18 protein-coding genes and 1 pseudogene are annotated in these 17033 nt (G+C 55.2%); 1 reads left to right on the forward strand and 18 read right to left on the reverse strand.

Going from position 1 to position 17033, the window contains the following annotated elements; all coding sequences use genetic code 11:
- The first annotated feature begins 75 nt into the window (after positions 1 to 75).
- Positions 76 to 1089 carry a spore coat protein U domain-containing protein gene (locus ACE15A_RS20070; protein WP_064055784.1) on the forward strand — a complete coding sequence of 338 codons (1014 nt, stop codon included), beginning with the start codon at positions 76 to 78 and terminating at the stop codon, positions 1087 to 1089.
- A 66-nt stretch (positions 1090 to 1155) separates the two neighbouring features.
- Here ACE15A_RS20070 and ACE15A_RS20075 read toward each other — a convergent pair whose 3' ends face one another.
- The 18 genes and pseudogenes from ACE15A_RS20075 to ACE15A_RS20160 form a co-directional block, all read right to left on the reverse strand.
- Positions 1156 to 2106, reverse strand: a complete 951-nt coding sequence (locus ACE15A_RS20075) for a hypothetical protein (RefSeq protein WP_053509849.1) — start codon at positions 2104 to 2106, stop codon at positions 1156 to 1158.
- Between the two features lie 269 nt (positions 2107 to 2375).
- Entirely contained in the window at positions 2376 to 3128 is a 753-nt protein-coding gene (locus ACE15A_RS20080) for a TIGR03747 family integrating conjugative element membrane protein (protein ID WP_064055783.1), read from the reverse strand.
- Positions 3121 to 5217 (reverse strand): type IV conjugative transfer system coupling protein TraD, encoded by a 2097-nt coding sequence (gene traD / locus ACE15A_RS20085; RefSeq protein ID WP_053509846.1) that lies wholly within the window; start codon positions 5215 to 5217, stop codon positions 3121 to 3123. Before traD ends, ACE15A_RS20080 begins: the two co-directional genes overlap by 8 nt.
- Positions 5214 to 6002 (reverse strand): hypothetical protein, encoded by a 789-nt coding sequence (locus ACE15A_RS20090; protein ID WP_064055781.1) that lies wholly within the window; start codon positions 6000 to 6002, stop codon positions 5214 to 5216. The genes traD and ACE15A_RS20090 overlap by 4 nt, the downstream gene beginning before the upstream one ends.
- Positions 5999 to 6511: a hypothetical protein gene (locus ACE15A_RS20095; protein ID WP_053509842.1), complete on the reverse strand. Its 513-nt coding sequence runs from the start codon at positions 6509 to 6511 to the stop codon at positions 5999 to 6001. Before ACE15A_RS20095 ends, ACE15A_RS20090 begins: the two co-directional genes overlap by 4 nt.
- Positions 6508 to 7112 (reverse strand): annotated as a pseudogene (locus ACE15A_RS20100) (restriction endonuclease). The gene ACE15A_RS20095 and the pseudogene ACE15A_RS20100 overlap by 4 nt, the downstream one beginning before the upstream one ends.
- Entirely contained in the window at positions 7109 to 7633 is a 525-nt protein-coding gene (locus ACE15A_RS20105; protein ID WP_053509839.1) for an integrating conjugative element protein, read from the reverse strand. The pseudogene ACE15A_RS20100 and the gene ACE15A_RS20105 overlap by 4 nt, the downstream one beginning before the upstream one ends.
- Positions 7630 to 8280, reverse strand: coding sequence for a transglycosylase (locus ACE15A_RS20110; RefSeq protein ID WP_053509837.1), 651 nt, complete (start codon positions 8278 to 8280; stop codon positions 7630 to 7632). Before ACE15A_RS20110 ends, ACE15A_RS20105 begins: the two co-directional genes overlap by 4 nt.
- Entirely contained in the window at positions 8259 to 8978 is a 720-nt protein-coding gene (locus ACE15A_RS20115) for a TIGR03759 family integrating conjugative element protein (protein ID WP_053509835.1), read from the reverse strand. Before ACE15A_RS20115 ends, ACE15A_RS20110 begins: the two co-directional genes overlap by 22 nt.
- Positions 8979 to 8984: 6 nt before the next feature.
- The gene (locus tag ACE15A_RS20120; RefSeq protein ID WP_254610842.1) at positions 8985 to 9674 is read right to left on the reverse strand and encodes a Tat (twin-arginine translocation) pathway signal sequence; all 690 of its coding nucleotides are present in this window, start codon (positions 9672 to 9674) and stop codon (positions 8985 to 8987) included.
- Between the two features lie 80 nt (positions 9675 to 9754).
- Positions 9755 to 10351, reverse strand: coding sequence for a PilL N-terminal domain-containing protein (locus tag ACE15A_RS20125; RefSeq protein ID WP_170916235.1), 597 nt, complete (start codon positions 10349 to 10351; stop codon positions 9755 to 9757).
- A gap of 171 nt (positions 10352 to 10522) precedes the next feature.
- A complete protein-coding gene (locus tag ACE15A_RS20130) occupies positions 10523 to 11173 on the reverse strand; it encodes a hypothetical protein (protein ID WP_021580318.1) in 651 nt (216 codons plus the stop codon).
- A gap of 147 nt (positions 11174 to 11320) precedes the next feature.
- Positions 11321 to 12217 (reverse strand): Rpn family recombination-promoting nuclease/putative transposase, encoded by an 897-nt coding sequence (locus tag ACE15A_RS20135; RefSeq protein ID WP_053509831.1) that lies wholly within the window; start codon positions 12215 to 12217, stop codon positions 11321 to 11323.
- Positions 12218 to 12265: 48 nt separating this feature from the next.
- Positions 12266 to 12802, reverse strand: a complete 537-nt coding sequence (gene ssb, locus ACE15A_RS20140; protein WP_053509828.1) for a single-stranded DNA-binding protein — start codon at positions 12800 to 12802, stop codon at positions 12266 to 12268.
- Positions 12803 to 12817: 15 nt separating this feature from the next.
- On the reverse strand, positions 12818 to 13021 hold the full coding sequence (locus ACE15A_RS20145) for a hypothetical protein (protein WP_053509826.1): 204 nt from the start codon (positions 13019 to 13021) through the stop codon (positions 12818 to 12820).
- Between the two features lie 90 nt (positions 13022 to 13111).
- The gene (locus ACE15A_RS20150; RefSeq protein WP_000115786.1) at positions 13112 to 13567 is read right to left on the reverse strand and encodes an STY4534 family ICE replication protein; all 456 of its coding nucleotides are present in this window, start codon (positions 13565 to 13567) and stop codon (positions 13112 to 13114) included.
- Positions 13568 to 14157: 590 nt separating this feature from the next.
- Entirely contained in the window at positions 14158 to 16167 is a 2010-nt protein-coding gene (locus ACE15A_RS20155) for a DNA topoisomerase III (RefSeq protein ID WP_064055780.1), read from the reverse strand.
- 15 nt (positions 16168 to 16182) lie between these two features.
- On the reverse strand, positions 16183 to 16875 hold the full coding sequence (locus tag ACE15A_RS20160) for a PFL_4669 family integrating conjugative element protein (RefSeq protein ID WP_053509822.1): 693 nt from the start codon (positions 16873 to 16875) through the stop codon (positions 16183 to 16185).
- Positions 16876 to 17033: the final 158 nt, after the last annotated feature.

The raw sequence follows: 17033 nt of genomic DNA on the forward strand, positions 1-17033 counted from the left end.
TTCTTTAAATTCATTTTTCCTGATGTAATCATATTACAACTGCCGCAGTGTATTCTTTTTATGGCAGAGATTGTAATGAAAAAAATAATTTTTCTGTTAGCACTGACTGGCATCTCAGTTTCTTCATCTGTTCATGCTAACTACCGATGGTTTCTTTTTGAGCCTAAGAATGATGTGTTCAGGGATATTGATGTCACTTATGACGATTACACCGTTTCAGCCACTGCCACAATGACATCGTCATTAGGCGGATGGTCCCCCGGGAAAGTTATTCGTCGAGCCTGTTCCGGTGGACCTGACTCGCTACCGGCTTCACAACAAAAAACAGGATGGATAGCCATTCCAACCAGAGAAATTCAAAGTGGAGGCTTAAAATTCAAAGCCGAACCGGTTCTGAGTGGTGCATGGAGGAGGCCCGATTTCTCCTATCCTGCAACATATTCAATGGCTGTAAATCAGATAACCAAACAAACACCGTTAGATTCATGCTGGACTCTTGGCGCAACAGTTTCAGGTGTTGACTGGTGGGCACCCGCAGCATCCGTAAAATTGATCATTCCCAAACAGTCTGTACCTGCAGGTGTATATAATGTATCCATCCCCTATAAATACGCCTATGAGGAACACAAACACGCAGGTTCAACATATCCTGGCAGCAGCATTATTTCAGAGGTTCTTTCTGTCCCGGATAAATATATTAATGCACGTGTTACAGTAGTTTCTAAATGCGATATCAGTACGAAATCCATAAATCTGTCTCACGGTGAAATGGCAGGCAGGCTTGCCGACAAAAACAAAACCCGACCCTATAACGTCAATCTTACCTGTCGTGAGGGATCTTCTGTCTCTGTGAAGCTGACAGGGAGTCACACAATATCAGGAAAAACTGAAAATTTTACCCGATGCGGAGATGGAGGTGTTTGTGAGCTGCTCTTTAACGACGGAAACGGAGATAAATATAAAGATACATTCCACATAAGCGGCACCAAAACGCTTGCCGTCACATCCACTTATCATCTGAACGATATCAGTCATCCGGTTGCTGGCTCCTTTACAGGAAGCGGGATTATGCAGATTCTCGTCAACTGATTAATCAGAAAAAAGATACTCATCAAACAATGGCGCATCATGAAGGCGCCATTGTTTGATATTTTGTTAATCATAAAGTGCCGTAAGGACTGAAACACCATATAATTCGCCGGCAGCACCGGGTTTCCCCTGCAGGGTTGAAATCACCCTTAATTTACTGTTATCTATCACTGCAGAAACGGGGTTATCGGAATATTCTCTGTCTGAGATTTTAAGTGTGAGTCGGCTACTGACACCATTCCCCAGATCCACCTTTTGAGGCTGGAACTGAAACCTCACCCCGGTGGGTGTCTCACATGATAAAGACAACTCTTTACTGATAACCTTGCTTCCGGAAACCACATCCGGAGTCATTGTCCCATGTTTTAATACCAGCTCATTATTCACTGATGTTATTTCACACTTATTTTTAATCGTAAAGTCAAGAGAAAAATATCCGGTCACATTACTCGTCCCGACATTTCCCGCTTTCCATGTATCCTGAAAATCCCTGTTTGCATTACCATCCGTTGAGGAGCCCCATGCCAGTATATAGGGTACATCCAGCTGATATCGTCCCGAAGGAAGCCCGTTGCCTGATAAGGCTATATTTACCTGCCCGGCCCGAATACCGGCATGAATCTGTTGCCAGACTCCCTGTGTATTAACGGCACATCCTTCATTTGTTTGCTGAACAAAAACAGCCTGCCATCTGTTATCTGTGGGAACTGTAATGACATTACCAGATAATGTCAGCGTCAACTGTACTGAAGAACCAGGCAGTGATATTTGTTTAGGGACAGCAACGGAATAGGAAGAGAAACCGGCAAAATTTCGCAAAGACTTATAAAGAGAATTCTGACCACCACCATTCCATCGCCCATGGGTTTTAATATTTACCTTGTTAAACTGGTCCCCCACAAAAGAGCTTGTAAACCCAACATTATTCCCGACATAATAACCAACACAAATTGTGCTTGCTTTTACACCAAAACTGACAAAAAAGGCTGTCAGAAAAAGGCAACGAGAAATCAGCATTTTTCCTCCCTGCGACACAGAATCGCAACGTATCAGTGAATGCGTCCACGCTATGAAACTTCGTACACAAAAGATTACAAAAAATTTTATGAAAAAAGTACTGACGTATTATTGTATTTGCGCTGTTACAGCAGTTAATTTAACAAAAAGCCATTAATTTAAATTCTGCTTATCAGCTGACTGACGCGCAGAAAAGGCTGTAACATGGCTTGTCTGCCGACACCCCGGCACAAAACCAGTTTTGCACCGGAGTGTCCGGCATCTGTGGATTATAAATACTTCTTGAAGGATGCCATGGTCACGGTGATGGCAACTCCCAGAAGCATGGCCGCCGGCCATATCAGCAGGTTCGGGTATACCGCCGTGGGCCAGGACATATAAAGAATACAGGGAATGTATATCGCCGGTTTAATGGACTTTCTGGCATGGTGATAAACAAAACTGGATTCATACGCAGCACCGTACCGGCGCAGGTCACGTCTTCCCAGACCTTCCACCACAGCCACCAGAGCCACCATCACAAACAGGGGCACTGACAGTGCCAGAATCGTCACCCGGACCAGCGTCACCACCGTCACATATACCGTGGCCATCAGGTAATCATGCAGGTTATGCGCCAGCCAGCGGCCCAGGGTATCCACTTCCTGTATCACACTGTTATCGGCCGAAGCTCCCTGCTTCATCCAGGCCATAAATCCGCTGTCCACAAACAGCCACTGGTACGCCGTGGACACCCACTTCATCACCGTCACTGACGGCGTGGACAGCAGCAGACTGCGGGTAAATTCCGAGGATAACCAGCCCAGCTCGGTGTTCATGACCGCTTCACTGTGCCCGGCCCCCTGCCCGGGCCAGAAAAACGTAATACCCACGTACTCAACCAGCAGGCTCAGCAACAGGGAGGAGAGCACCATCCCGGCCAGTGCCCACGGCCAGCCCCACAGCAGGTTATACAGCAGCCCGTGCCGGCGTGGCGGTTGTGCGGTGTCAGGGCGATTCACATCACGACGGGAATCAGCCATGTCCGTCTCCTTCCGGCACATTCACGGCCGGGGCTTCATGCCACCATCCCTCTCCGGTGTGGTAATGACGCCGCATGGCTTCAGCCACTTTTGCAATACTCTCCGGCATCAGCGCATCGTCCTTCTCTGACGCCGGCAGCGGCATCCGGATTTTCCACAACTGTCCACCTTCCAGCAGGGCAAATGCCTGCCCCTTTGGCAGGGTGACGATATCCGCCGGCTCCAGTAAGGGTACCTTTACTGTGCCAACGCGGTCCTGGGTACTGGAGGTGAAATCCTGGCCGGACGTCACATCGGCGGTATCCTGATGCCCCGACACCAGTGTTTTGGTGTAAATCTCCACCTGAGGCAGCTGACTGGTCAGCAGCTCTGCCGTCCGGTTCTCCCTGACGCGCAGCATAATCATGTTATTGAAGTTACCCTGTACCTGGGCAGTTTTAGCCGCATTACCGATGCGGGCTTCAATATCCGAAGACGTCTGGGTATACGCCGTCACCTGCATACCGGCACCACCGCCCTTGTTGATAAGCGGAATAAATTCATCGCCCATCAGTTCGTTGAACTCATCACAGTGCAGGTTGACCACATTTTTACTCTCCCCGGCACCGGGCAATCCGGCATTCATACCGTGTTTGTAGATATGTCCGGCCACACTCACCAGGTCTGCAAACATGGAGTTTCCCACGGCACTGGCCACCTCACTGTCACTGAGCGCATCAAGACCGATATACACCACCGCCTTTTTACGTATCACCTGCTCCCAGTCAAACACGGGACGGGTATCGCTCATATCCAGGTAGTCCGGTGCCAGCAGCTCTGCCGTCTTTCCTGTGGTCAGTTTTTCCAGTAACGGCAGCAGGGAGGCCACGATTTTATCGAAATAGGTCCGGTCATAACGTACGGCACTTCGCAGACCATCCAGTATCGGGTCATAAAGTTTCTTCCCGGCTTCACTGCTGAGCGCCACCTCAATAGCCCAGATACGCACAGCATCCGGCTGGTTCTGCATGGTCCGGGGCACATCATCCTCACCCAGCACATTCATGTTATTCAGAATGGCGCTTTCCAGTTCCGGCATCTGTTCACTGACCACCTTTCCGGCATAGCGAATATAGAGGTCAGCAATATTGTTCACATAGCGCATAATCAGCGTGTAATCCGGGCGTTCTCCCAGCGCCACCAGGGCGCGGGCAATGATATTGACAAAACGCCAGGCAAACTCCCGGAAAGCAGCACTGTTGCCTTCACCGGACAACTGTCCCGCCACACGGGTGGCCACCTCCGATACCCGGCCAAAACGCCCCACTGCGTTATAACGCGCAGAGATTTCCGGCCAGCCCAGATGAAAGATATACAGCTCATCGCCCCTGCCGGCACGGTGTGCTTCTGCCCATACACGCAGCAACAGGTCAGCATCCCCTTTGGGGTCAAAGACAATGGTGACCTCTCCCCGGCGGATATCCTGTGTGACCAGCAGCTCTGCCAGCCGGGTTTTACCGACACGGGTGGTACCATAAACAATGGTGTGTCCCACCCGCTCTCCCAGCGCCAGCGTCACATCCTGTTCATCCGGTTCAATACCATGCAGTGCCGGATTCCCGCCCACCGGCGGCAGAGGGCGTACCGGATTCAGCGGAGAGTCCTTGCGCAAAAGTGCGCCCAGACGGGGGACGGTATGCTCCGTTTTCAGCTCAAGCTGACGGGCCATCCGGTACAGCCAGCCCGGCTGAAGGTACCTGGCCACCTCCGGGCGCAGCGTATCCTGAAGGCGCTGGGTGTGTTTCTGTGTCCAGCGAAATCCCCGCCCCAGAAAAAGGCGCTGACGGCTCACGGGTATCTGCCGGGTACTCATCACATAACGGGGCAGACGCCGCAGATTGCGACGGTAGCGGATGACCTTCATTCCCTGGCGGAAACGGACCGCTGCCAGAACGCCAAAACCGGCGGCAGTGGCATAACTGACAGAGGGGGCCAGCGCCACCGCCCAGGGCGCTGTCACACAGACACCGGCCGCCGTTGCCGCCACCACGGCAGTGTTCAGCTCCACCGCCGGTCGCAGCAGGGCCTCAATCACATAACGGTTACTCATGACCGGGTACCTCTCTGTAAAAGACGCCACCACCATGAGCGCGGCAAATCGTTCTCCGGTGACGCTGACAGAACCTCCAGTCTGCGCTGTAACACCATCACCTCCCGCCATGCATCTGCCGCATTCAGCAGTAATGCCTTATACACCGGTGGCCCGTCATGTCCGCCGACATGACCGTCATCCACTGTCAGCTGCGCCTCTGTTCTGAAACGGTCCACTTTCCAGCAGGCCTGGTCTTCGCGGGAAACACACTGCCGCCGGGTCTGCAGACGAAGATACACACCATGCCGGGACAACGGTTCTGTCAGGTTGTGAATCTCCCGACAGGCAGACCGGAACGCCTGGTCTGTGTGATAAACACTCTGGGCCACATTGTGAAGCTGTGTACGCCCCTCCCCCTGCAGGTGAAACAGAAAGCGGGCCAGACAGCTGCGGTGATTACCGTCAGCACTGACATACCAGTGAATGCCATCCGTGCTGACAAAACTCATCCCGGCATGCTGTTGCTCTGCCTGCGTGTAATATCCCGGATTCTTTTCGAGTAACGGGATATTGATGTCCATGCGTTTACCGCGCTCCAGCAGCGCCAGCCAGGTCATTCCGGCATACTGTGGATGGTCAGTCCCCACAATGCGGTACACATTGATACTGCCCTGTCCCGTCCAGTAGTGTTCCGTAATAAAATCCGACATTGCCGCAAACTCTGCGGCATCCCATGCAGCCAGCTGTTCATGTGCCCAGACAGGAACATTTGCCTGCACACGGGCCAGCAGTGAAGCCGTCATACCTGACCTCCCTTCTGCGGAATTTCATCATTATCATGGTCAGGCCAGTGTGCAACCGCACCACGGCCCCGGCCACATCCACAGTGTGGTGATACCGGTACGGATGCGGTTTTCCGGCGCAACATGCCGGCCGAAATGCCTTCCAGAACCACGGATGCCAGCAGCAGTGTCAGCGCCAGTATGTGCAGTGACTGAAAATCTGCCTCTGCAGCCTGCCTGAAAGAGCGCGGCGTCCGGGTGCATTCTGCATCAGTGGCGGACAGTGCACGCCACTCCCCGGTTGTTACCGGCACCACAAAGGGACGCGACGGACACCGGAGCATCATCACCGCCCCTTCCGGCGCATCACGCCAGCGGGCAGACTCCGCCTCATAACGCTGCGCCAGCCCTGTCACACCACCGCTGGCAACCTCTGCGAAATACAGCATCATCAGGCATCCCGTCAGCATGGCCGGCCAGACAATCACCACTCTGAATAAAAGCATAAACATCCGTTTTACCGTCATCATCTCCGCTCCCCCCTGGTAAGTTCATCTGTCAGTAATGTTCCGTTCAGCAGTTTCAGCAGACGCTGACCGCTGACAAGTTCGATATCCGGCCACAGTGTCAGCCTGGCCCGGCTGGCCGACCCTGTACGACCTGTATGAATAAAAAATCCCCGGCAGCCCTCCCGGCGCAACAGTTCCCCGAAGGCATCAATATGTGCCGGGCGGATGGTCCGTCCGTAGCGCTTTGCCTGTATCAGCCAGCGCTCACCGTTAATCACCACCTGTCCGTCCAGACCACCATCACCGCTGTAGCAGGGATTGTGGATAACCGTCATCCCCTGCTGCTTCAGGGCTAGTAACAGCAGTTCTTCGAAGACATACGGGTTGATTTTGCGCAGATACGTCAGACGCTGAGCATCCCCCGGCAGCGTCTTCAGTCTGGCCAGCACCCGGGTGCGGTGACGCGGTAACGCTGATGGCGGCAGGTCCGGGCGCATTTCTGTTTTCGCCCCCCTCCCCGCAGGATAAGCATCAGCAACACGGCCAGCAGGCAGAACACCAGACAAACCATCAGCACCGGGCTGACCAGCAGGGCTGCGGTTATCACAGGTGCCTGCATCATGGCACCACCTCCTGTGACAGCCCCTTGTCCGTTATCAGTACCGGGTAAGACTTCAGCTGTAACCGGCGGGCCAGCGCAGAACCGGATGCCGGTGCCATCGCCACACCGGGGGCCAGTTCACGCAGCATGTGCAGGCCGTTTTCATCAGCCACATTCACCACCATCCCGGCGGCATGGCGCGCCCGGAGCGCAGCAGCATTTTTCTGCAGCCACTCGCGGGAATACGCATCATCCCCCACAAGGAAAAGTGCACCGATGCCCGGTAGCTGAAGCGGGCGTGGAGTCACCTCACCGGGTGACATTTCAGGTGTGCTGACCGGCAGCATCGCGGCTTCCCCCTGCAGAAGAGGCGGTGGTGAAACAACCGGAGCAGAAGCCGGTGCCTGCCGGTTGATACCCTCAAAAAAAGGAGCAGCATCCCTGCCGCCCAGGTCAGCAATCACCGTCAGTTCAGCACTGACGCTCGCTGAAAACAAAAGCCATACAGGAAAATAAAAAGTAATCCGTCTCAGTCTGTTCATTCGCGCCTCCGGGGCTCTGTCCAGATATAATCCGCAGCCGGTGCCAGCATGGCTGTCTGCTGTGACGTCATACTTTTTGCATTCAGCCGGTCCAGATGACGTCTGACCACGGCGGTGTAACGGGCGGCCGGCTTTCCACCGGCAGGATGGTGATAACAACCGGCTGCCTTCAGCCAGCTGTCGGGATGGCGCTGACGGCACTCCTGCAGAATGACTGCCGCCGTCTCAAGACTGGTGTACGGGTCAAAGGCCGCCCATGTTGACGGGAAACGATGACCATTCCACCCCAGATTGACCTGCGCTATCCCGACATCAATGCGTCTGGCCGGATAACGTTTCAGAAACACCTGCAGTGCCTGCCAGGCCTCCAGACGGCTGGCATAACGGTACCCCTTCCCGGCCACATTAATTGTCCAGGGCCAGGGACGGGAGGCATCCGGAAGACGCCCGTCGCGGCGGGAATACTGCATGACGCCGGCCATATCACCGGGAGCCATGGCGGTCTCTGTCAGGGAGACGGCATACAGCACTTCTGCCGGAATACCGTGTGCACGGGCCACCTGCACATACCCGTCAGGAATGGTCTGCGCAACGGCCTGACACATGCCCGTCATCAGCAGAAGACTCAGAATGCAGCCACGCGCCATCCGTCTGCCCCCTGCTGCAGTACCACTGGCATCTGTCCCTCACCAGAACGCAGCCAGCGCCCCGCATCATGGTTCAGGGTGATATGCCGGCTGCGGACCTTCTCCGGTGGGATATTGTGTTCACGCGCCCACTGACGAAGCAGCCCGTCTTTCCCCTGACTGTCCACCAGGTAAATATCCACCGGCTTACCGGATGCCAGCACCTTACTCAGGCGGATATCACAGGACGCACAGTCCTTCGCCTTCACAAACAACGCCAGTCTGCCTCCGGTGTCCCCGGCCAGAACACCGGTATTGCCCATACTGACCGGCAGCTTTCCGGGATAAAGACGCTTCCATGCCGCATCAACCTCCCGCTGAAAAGCCAGCTCCTTCTCCGTACGGGCATACTCTTCCTTCACCCACTTTTCGGCATACGCCCGGCGCTCAGCCGGTGTACGGGCCTCAATACCCAGTGCTGTCAGCGGGTCCAGACCCGGCGACTGTATCCCGCGGGGTCCCGCCATCAGTGCCTGATAACGCCCCCAGTCCTCCTCACTCAGTCCCCACCGCCCGGCCTGCTGTTGCAGCGACTGCGTGGCGCTCTGCGTATGCTGTGACGTATCCGTACGGGACGCGTCCGTCCCGGTCGTGTTCTGGTCTGCGGCCTGTACCAGTACAGGTATCAGCATCACCAGTAACAGGGATTTCAGTCTCATCTTCACTCACTCCACCCTGACCTGTACCTGACGTCCGTTTACCCGGAACGTCGCCTGTTCATGACCGGCATGAATCAGTGTCCAGCCGGCCACACTCTCACCTTCCCCGAGCAGTGCCACCTGCGACAGACTGGTATATCCCCGGGGTGCCACCGCCGCATATGACAGCGCCCCCCGGCGCTCGGTGCCGGTCAGCACAAACGGCGCCTGGCGGGAGGTGCGCGACATACCTGTACGTGCCGTTGCAGGGCGGGCAGTTTTCTGTACCACCGGAGAGGGTTCTTTCGTTCCGGATACGTCCTTTTTCCCGGTGCCGGAAGCCGAGGGGGATTCGGACTGAACCGCCCGGGACTGTGACTTCTCTGCCAGTGCCGCCAGTATGTCCAGCCGCAGGGAAAGGGCCTTCTGTGCCGCCTGAATCTGCTCAAGGGACGCCGGCAGTTCCTTAAGCTGCGTCTGCTGAGACGCCGTCAGAACGGGCTGCCGGGCCAGCTGCGCCAGACGCGCACTCTCTGTCTGCAGCTTCGCCTCCAGTTCACTCAGTCGTGACTGCAACGGGGCCAGCGCCGCTGGTGTCAGACGCTCCCGCTGCTGTTGTTCCAGTGTTGCCAGACGGGTATCCATCGCCAGCATGCCGCGCCCTGTCAGATACAGCGCCACGCCCGTCACCATAACCAGCAGAATCAGGGAACTCACTGCCACGCCCCGCAGAAGTGAACACCGGCGTGTTGTGGGTTTATCTGCCGGAACGGGTGTCATCATCTCCTGTTGTTCGCTCATTTTTTCAGGAAGCCTCCCTTAGCCGGTTGTGCCACCGGAGCCGTGATTGCCGGAGAAGCCGGCACCGGTGCCAGCTGGCCTGCCGGTAACTGATACCCCTCCCGCAGACTGTGGCAGACCACCCGCTGAACATCGTCCACTTCCAGTTGCCAGGCCGGTCCCGCCATCACCTGCAGGGCCGTACGCAGTCGTACCGGTCCCTGCTGATACTGCACGGCGGGCAGGGGCTGGCGGTACAGCACACCATTGGCCGGCCCGGTGGCACACAGCGTGTAACCGGACTGTTTCAGGGCATAACGCATGGCATCGGCCACGGTGGGCTTTAACGACGCCGGAATACGGATATCAATCACCTGGGAAAGCGGGTCACGCTGTGCGGCCTGTGGTGCCGTGCTGACCAGCAGGTAACGGTCGTAACGCACCACTTCCGGTGCCGGCTGCGCATAAATATCCTGTGACACCGGCTGCACATTGCGGGAAACGCTGACGGAAGGTACCGGCATGGCCGGCGCACGTTGCTGAAGTTTTTGTGGGCTGTTACACCCGGCCAGCAGGGCCAGGGTAACCAGGGAAAATAAGATCCCGGGTTGCATCTTCATCCGGATAACTCCTCTGCAGTGATAAAACAGCGGTCACTGTGCAAAGAAGCGCCGACAGGCTCAACGAACAACTCATTATCAGTAAACAAAAAAAACGCCGGCACAAAGGCCGTTATCAATAGTCATGGTTCCGGAAGATAAGGGGCCGACATACTGACGGACAACTCACCCCCGAAGCACAGTACTAATAACACTATCTGATAATTCACAGGCCGATTTAAACGCTTCGAAATCATCATCATTTTTTGCCAGTTGGCGCGCCCGACACAAAAATTCACATTGACTCAGCACACGACCAATCTCCTGCAACGATAACCCTGTAATCTGATGGACAGTACTGGTGCAATATTTCGCTTTATCCATTCGCCATACGGTTTCATATAGTGCATCCGTGTATCCTTTAGCATAATGTTCCTCATAACATTGCCAGTTATCATCCGACAGTAACTCTGCCCCCAGCGTGGTCATCCTGCAGATATCAGGCCGTGATACGCCCTCCTCACGCAACCTGGTAGCAACTTCTCTCATGTATTGTTTCCGGGTATACCGCGGTCTGTAAGGCGCGTTTATTTCCGCTGGTGAAATTTGTGCAATATGGCAAATTTTCTCTTCCGAAAAATTCTCATTCTGCAATGCCCATGCGATTTCCTGTTTATGTCTCGTCATCAGAAGCATAAGAAAATCCCCCGGGCTGGCATTCGAAAGTATTTCAATGGACATGGTGGAAAAGCATCTGCACATAAGTAATTTCCATGCAACCGCCAGTTCCGCATCACGCATCCCGTCCATATACGCATTTTCTTTACAATCAACCATTGTCTGAAACTCCCGTAAGGAAAAAAACGTTGTCAGATTTTCTCTTACCAAAAAAAACGCCAGCGTAAAAGCTGGCGTGATGTTGATAATGCGGGGTGTGGCCTCTCATATCAGCCACACCCCGCCCCGTGATAACACGGAAACGGATTAACCGAGCGCTTTCTGCAGCTCTTCATCAGAAAGCTGCAGGATCTCCTGAATACTCTCAGGCGACATCCCCATCTTCTGCATCCGACGGGCTGCCTCAAGCATCTTCTCAAGCGCCTTTTCTCTCTCTTCCTGACGAAGTCGTTCAGCGATAGTCATAATATCATCCTCATACCGGGGCAGATGTTCTGCCATCGCCCGTATAAATTCCGGTGAAGCCGAATCGCACGCCTTCACCATATAGTTTAACAGAACCACCACCTGATCGTGTGTTCCCTGTATCTGAAGCAACTGTGACAGAAAGTCAAGCTGCGTCATCAGATCGCCCTTCCGCTGACGGACCTTCATCAGAAGCATCAGGGCAGCCATCTGCTGATAGCAGCGGATACCCTCATCATCAAGAAGACCAACATCAATAACGCGGGGCGGCTTTCCTTCGCCGTAAAGCTCACGACCAAACGCCGGATCGTCCAGACAGTCCAGCCAGTTCAGACTGTACGGATACGGACTGGGTTCACCGTGATAAAAAAGCACCGGGATCACAATGGGAGCCCGATTATGCGTTTTCAGGTGGCGATACATTATCGCCAGCACATAATGCATCATGCGCAGGGCCATAAAACGATCCGCAGAGCTCTGATGTTCCGTCAGCGCGTAGATGTAACCATCACGGCCATCGGTGGTTTTCATGCTCCACAGAACGTCACTGGCAAACTGACGCAGATCCGGATCCACAAACGTGGCCGACTCCAGCTTCAGGGTGTTCATATCGCACCGCTGTAACTGTGCTGGCGGCAACGCAGCCTCCAGAAAATCCCTTGCAACCGAAGGGGTTTCCATCATCGCCCTGAACGCCGCATCGTGTGGCGTGGGGGTGGTATGATTTTTTTCACTCACGATACCTCCTTGGTAAAAATGGGGGCAGTGATGCCCCCGGGGTTAACATTACATGGCATGGATAATCCGCCGTTCAGCGCCATATCCCGGTCCACTGAAAGGAATGTCGTCGTCAAAATCCATCGGCATTCCCCCGCCGTTCCCGGAAGCCGGTGACGGTGAGTTACCCGCCGGCGCCCCGGCAGTTCCCTGACCGCTGTGTGCGGGTGCGGCACCGCTGCCCTGCTGGCGCGGAGAGCCCAGCATCTGCAGGGTGCCGTTGACACTCACCACCACCTCCGTTGCGTAGCGATCAACACCATTCTGCTGATCGAACCACTTCCGGGTCCTTAACTGGCCCTCGATGTATACCTGTGACCCCTTACGCAGGTATTCACCGGCAATCTCCGCCAGTTTTCCGAAAATCACCACGCGGTGCCACTCGGTCTGCTCCTTCATTTCACCGCTTTGTTTATCACGCCAGGATTCACTGGTGGCCAAAGTCAGGTTCGCCACAGCTCCGCCGCCATTGGGGAAGTAACGGAGTTCCGGGTCCTGTCCAAGATGTCCTATCAGTATCACCTTATTAATACCGCGTGACGCCATATGCCCTCCTCATCCTCACGCACACGTCCGCTGCGTCCAGGTGCCGTTTTCCAGCGCCTGTGCCGCCTGCTCATGGTTCCTGTAATACTCCATGGATTCGCGGGACACCGGTCCCTCATCACACTGAGTACCAATATAATAACCACGTACGCTGCTGAGAACCTGAAGGGGTAACGTATAACCGGCCTGTGCGGCCAGAATGCCATTTGACTGTTGCATGGGAAGTTTCCTTAAAGATAAAGACAATAAGAAAACAGACCGCCCTGATGAGGCAGTCTGTTTTCATCAGGACGGTTGAGAAAAGTACGATCAGAAAGAGTTTTCTGCGTATTGCTGTTGCATGGTGCCGTTTTGTGGCGGCAGGGAGTCTGATTTTTCAGCCTTGTAAACCATCTCCTGGCCTATCTTGATCCAGTCCACCTTGATCAGGCGGGCCTTCAGGCTGACGCGTTGCTCACCGGCATGCTCTCCCTTGTTCAGGGTGAAAATGTCAGTGGACAGGTTGCTCAGCGTGAAGCCAAGCAGCACCTTGCGATCTTCATCCACCGCCTTCTGGCAGCGGGCAATCAGGGCGGTCGCCTCTTTACCGGCAACCGTGACATCAAAACGGACGTAGGACGGGCTGTCCGTGGGTCCGCTCAGCGCATTCACCACACAGCTGAGAAACGAGCCGTTCTGGTGATTCACCTGACGTACATTACTGAGATACCCCAGACCTTTCAGGGTCAGATTAAAGTATTCAGTTTTGGCAGTATTTACAGACATGGTGATTTCTCCATGGAGTTAAAAAATGTGATGACGGAGAACATCACCATCCCTGACGGGAGTGAATGTTCCCGTCGGGGATGCCGGATCAGCTGAATTCCGGCTGTCTGAACAGATAAAAAAGCCCTCATCGTCGCGTCATAATGCGCTTTTTGTGACGACATTCTGCTCTCAAGAGCGCGCAGATTTACCCCATTCACGTGGAATGCACCACCCTTTCAGGCTCAGGGGGTGTTGAATGCAGCCACCCGAAGGCGTTCCTCACAGGCTGCCGGAACATTGGTGGTCGTAAAAACGACAGTCAAGCCCGGTCATCTTTAAGTCACCACTGACAAATGTCAACGCTAAAACAAATAAAAAAGGCACCGGGATTTCCGGTGCCTGAGGGGGATACCAGCCCCCGGGGTTAACTCTCATCATCTCCGGGGATAAATCCCGGCGCGGTTTTCACGGAGGGGATGCGCCTTGTAACCCCGCGAGTGTGCATTACGGGTTACCGGACCCTGGAGCTGCCCGCTCCACTGTGGTCAGCAGGGTATTGCATCAAAGCTTAACCACACTACCCGATCCTGAACAGGGAGAAATTAAGATTACTCTGTTTTAGTTTTTCCCGATTTTTTTCGCCGCCCGGCCTTTTTCTGCGTGTTCACCACGCCCTTACACTCAGGATACCGCTGACAGCTCATGAACAGCCCGTGCTTTCCCTTTCGCTGCCGGGTCGGCCCCTGACAAAGCGGGCACGGCGGCGTCACCGGAACCGTCATACTGAAGGGCTGTTCCCGCCCGGATGAGACCAGATGACGCACCCACTGCTGCTGTCTGTCCATAAAGGTATCCAGCGACATTCTGCCCTGTGCTATATCATCCAGAGCCTGCTCCCACAGCGCCGTCATTCCCGGGCTGGTCAGGGCTTCCGGCAGGGCGGCCGTCAGTTCCCTGCCCCGTTGCGTTGACCGGATATTCTTCCCGCTCTTCTCCAGATACTGCCGGACAAATAACACCTCCAGCACACCGGCCCGCGTGGCCTCCGTCCCCAGACCGGCATTCTCCCTCAGCACTTTTTTCAGCTTCGGATCACTGACCTGACTGGCAGCATTTTTCATGGCGGCAATCAGGGTCCCTTCCGTAAAAGGGGCCGGAGGTGACGTCATCCGGTCCTTCAGTTCTGAACCGCTAATCCGGCAGTGTTCACCCCGTTCAAGCGCCGGCAACGCCATTTCCGTCGTTTGTTCATCTTCGCCTTCAGCATCTTCTGCTGCTTCCCCGGAAAACAGGCCTCGCCAGCCCGTCACCACATTCACTTTCCCGCGGGCCCTGAACCGTTGCCCGCCGAGTGTCAGTGTTGCATCGGTAATATCAGACTCCTGCAGGGGCAGAAACTGGGCCAGATAATGCTGGCGAATGAGCAGATATACCTTCAGCTCATCTTCACTCAGTGCCCTGATATCAAAGACCTGCCGGGTCGGGATGATGGCATGGTGTGCCGTAATTTTTTTGTCATTCCAGATACGTGAAACAAAACCGGGATCGAGCTGTGCCAGAACCGGCGTCAGGGCAGGATCTGAGCGCGCCATTGCCGCCAGTACCTCCCGGCTTTCCTGTTGCATGGATTCAGGCAGATAGCCACAGTCCGTCCGGGGATACGTCGTGGCTTTGTGCGTCTCATACAGGGACTGCGCGATATTCAGCACAGTCTGCGCCCCCATACCAAATTTCCGGGAGCAGGCCTCCTGCAGTGTCCCCAGCGAAAAACAGAGCGGAGCCGGTGCTTTTTCACGCTTCCGGGTCACCTCATGCACCACCGCTGACGGTGTCTGCTGACACAACTGAAGAACGGCCCGGGCCGCCTGAACGTTCACGCACCGTTTCTCTTCATCGCAGTACTGCTCTGCCGCCACCCAGACGGCCCGGAACCGGATCCCGTCGTTCTCCAGCCCGACAAACACCTGCCACCAGGGGCGTGGTACAAAACTGGCAATCTCCTGATCCCGTCTGACCACCATGGCAAGTGTCGGCGTCTGTACCCTTCCGACGGATAACACATCCGGGATCCCCGACGCCCGGGCTTTAAGGGTATACAGACGCGTCAGGTTCATCCCGATCAGCCAGTCAGCCTGACCACGGGCCAGGCCGGCATCATACAGACGGGCCGTCTGCTCACCGGGCAGAATATTTGCCAGCGCCTCCCGGACGCTGGCCTCATCCAGGGCTGACAGCCACAGCCGGCGGACTGGCCCACGGTACCGGCAGTACGCCAGCAGTTCCCGGGCGATGACTTCTCCTTCCCTGTCCGCATCCGTGGCGATCACCACTTCAGACGCACGCTTCAGCAGGCGGCTGATCACCGTAAACTGGGATTTCGTCTGCGGTTTAACCGTCATCTGCCAGTTTTCTGGCAGAACGGGAAGCGACTCCATACGCCAGGGAACCCCGAACTGCTCCCCGTACGCTTCCGGGGCGGCCAGCTCCAGCAGATGCCCCACAGCCCAGGTGACCGTGACAGTATCACCTTCAATACAGCCCTCTCCCCGCCCGCTGAGTCCCAGCACCCGGGCAATATCCCGCGCCTGTGACGGTTTTTCACACAAATAGAGTTGCATGGTACCTCCGCTGTATTATTTCAGAGGCGGAGAAAAAACAGAGCGTTTTTTACCACTCATGACATCCGGATCAGGTTTGCCAAAACGGCTGACAGCCACCCTGCCCTTCTCCGTGCCGGATAAAATATCCTGCCGGGTGGCATGAACCGTTTTATAGGACTGTGCCACGCCATACACCTTACGGACAGCGTGTCCTCCGGTATCCAGTATGTTGTCCCGCTGCGCCCGCGAAATCAGCCCGTAGTGAAAGGCATGAAACGCTTTCATGACCAGTTCGTCATACCCCACAAGCAGCCAGACACAGCGATACCCCAGCGGAGAACTGCTGAAAACACCAATGTTCACGGGCGAAGATGATGCAATATCTGAGATCACGATATTGCCGGGAATATTGTTCAGCACCGCCTCCAGTCCGGCGACCTGCTGGCGGATCTGCTCCGATGCCTGCGATAACGCCTCCTCCAGCCTGACCAGCAGCATATCCGCCCAGGGATTATCACGCTCCGCATCCCGGGTTGCCTGCCCTGCCCGGGCAATGACCTGAGGCATGCTGATGATACCCGGACGGGGTTTACCGTCACCGGAAACCTTCTCCGTTTTGCGCCCTTCCCACAGGCGGATGGCATAGTGGGTATGTAACAGAATGGACAGCGAGGACTGCAATGCGCCGGCCCGCACTTCTTTCTGGTTCAGTTTATCTTCACTCATATCAGTTCCTTATAACAATCAGGGATAAAGTGAGATCGTCAGGACGAAGCGCAGAAGGAACAACAGAAAACCAGATTCAGGCCACAGAAAAATGGGGAAGAAAGGGAAGTACAGTACACCGGTGCCCGTGATCCGGCACCGGTGAGCATCAGATCATA

Origin of the sequence: Salmonella sp. HY31, from assembly GCF_042604575.1 — a bacterium.
GTDB lineage: Bacteria > Pseudomonadota > Gammaproteobacteria > Enterobacterales > Enterobacteriaceae > Salmonella > Salmonella diarizonae.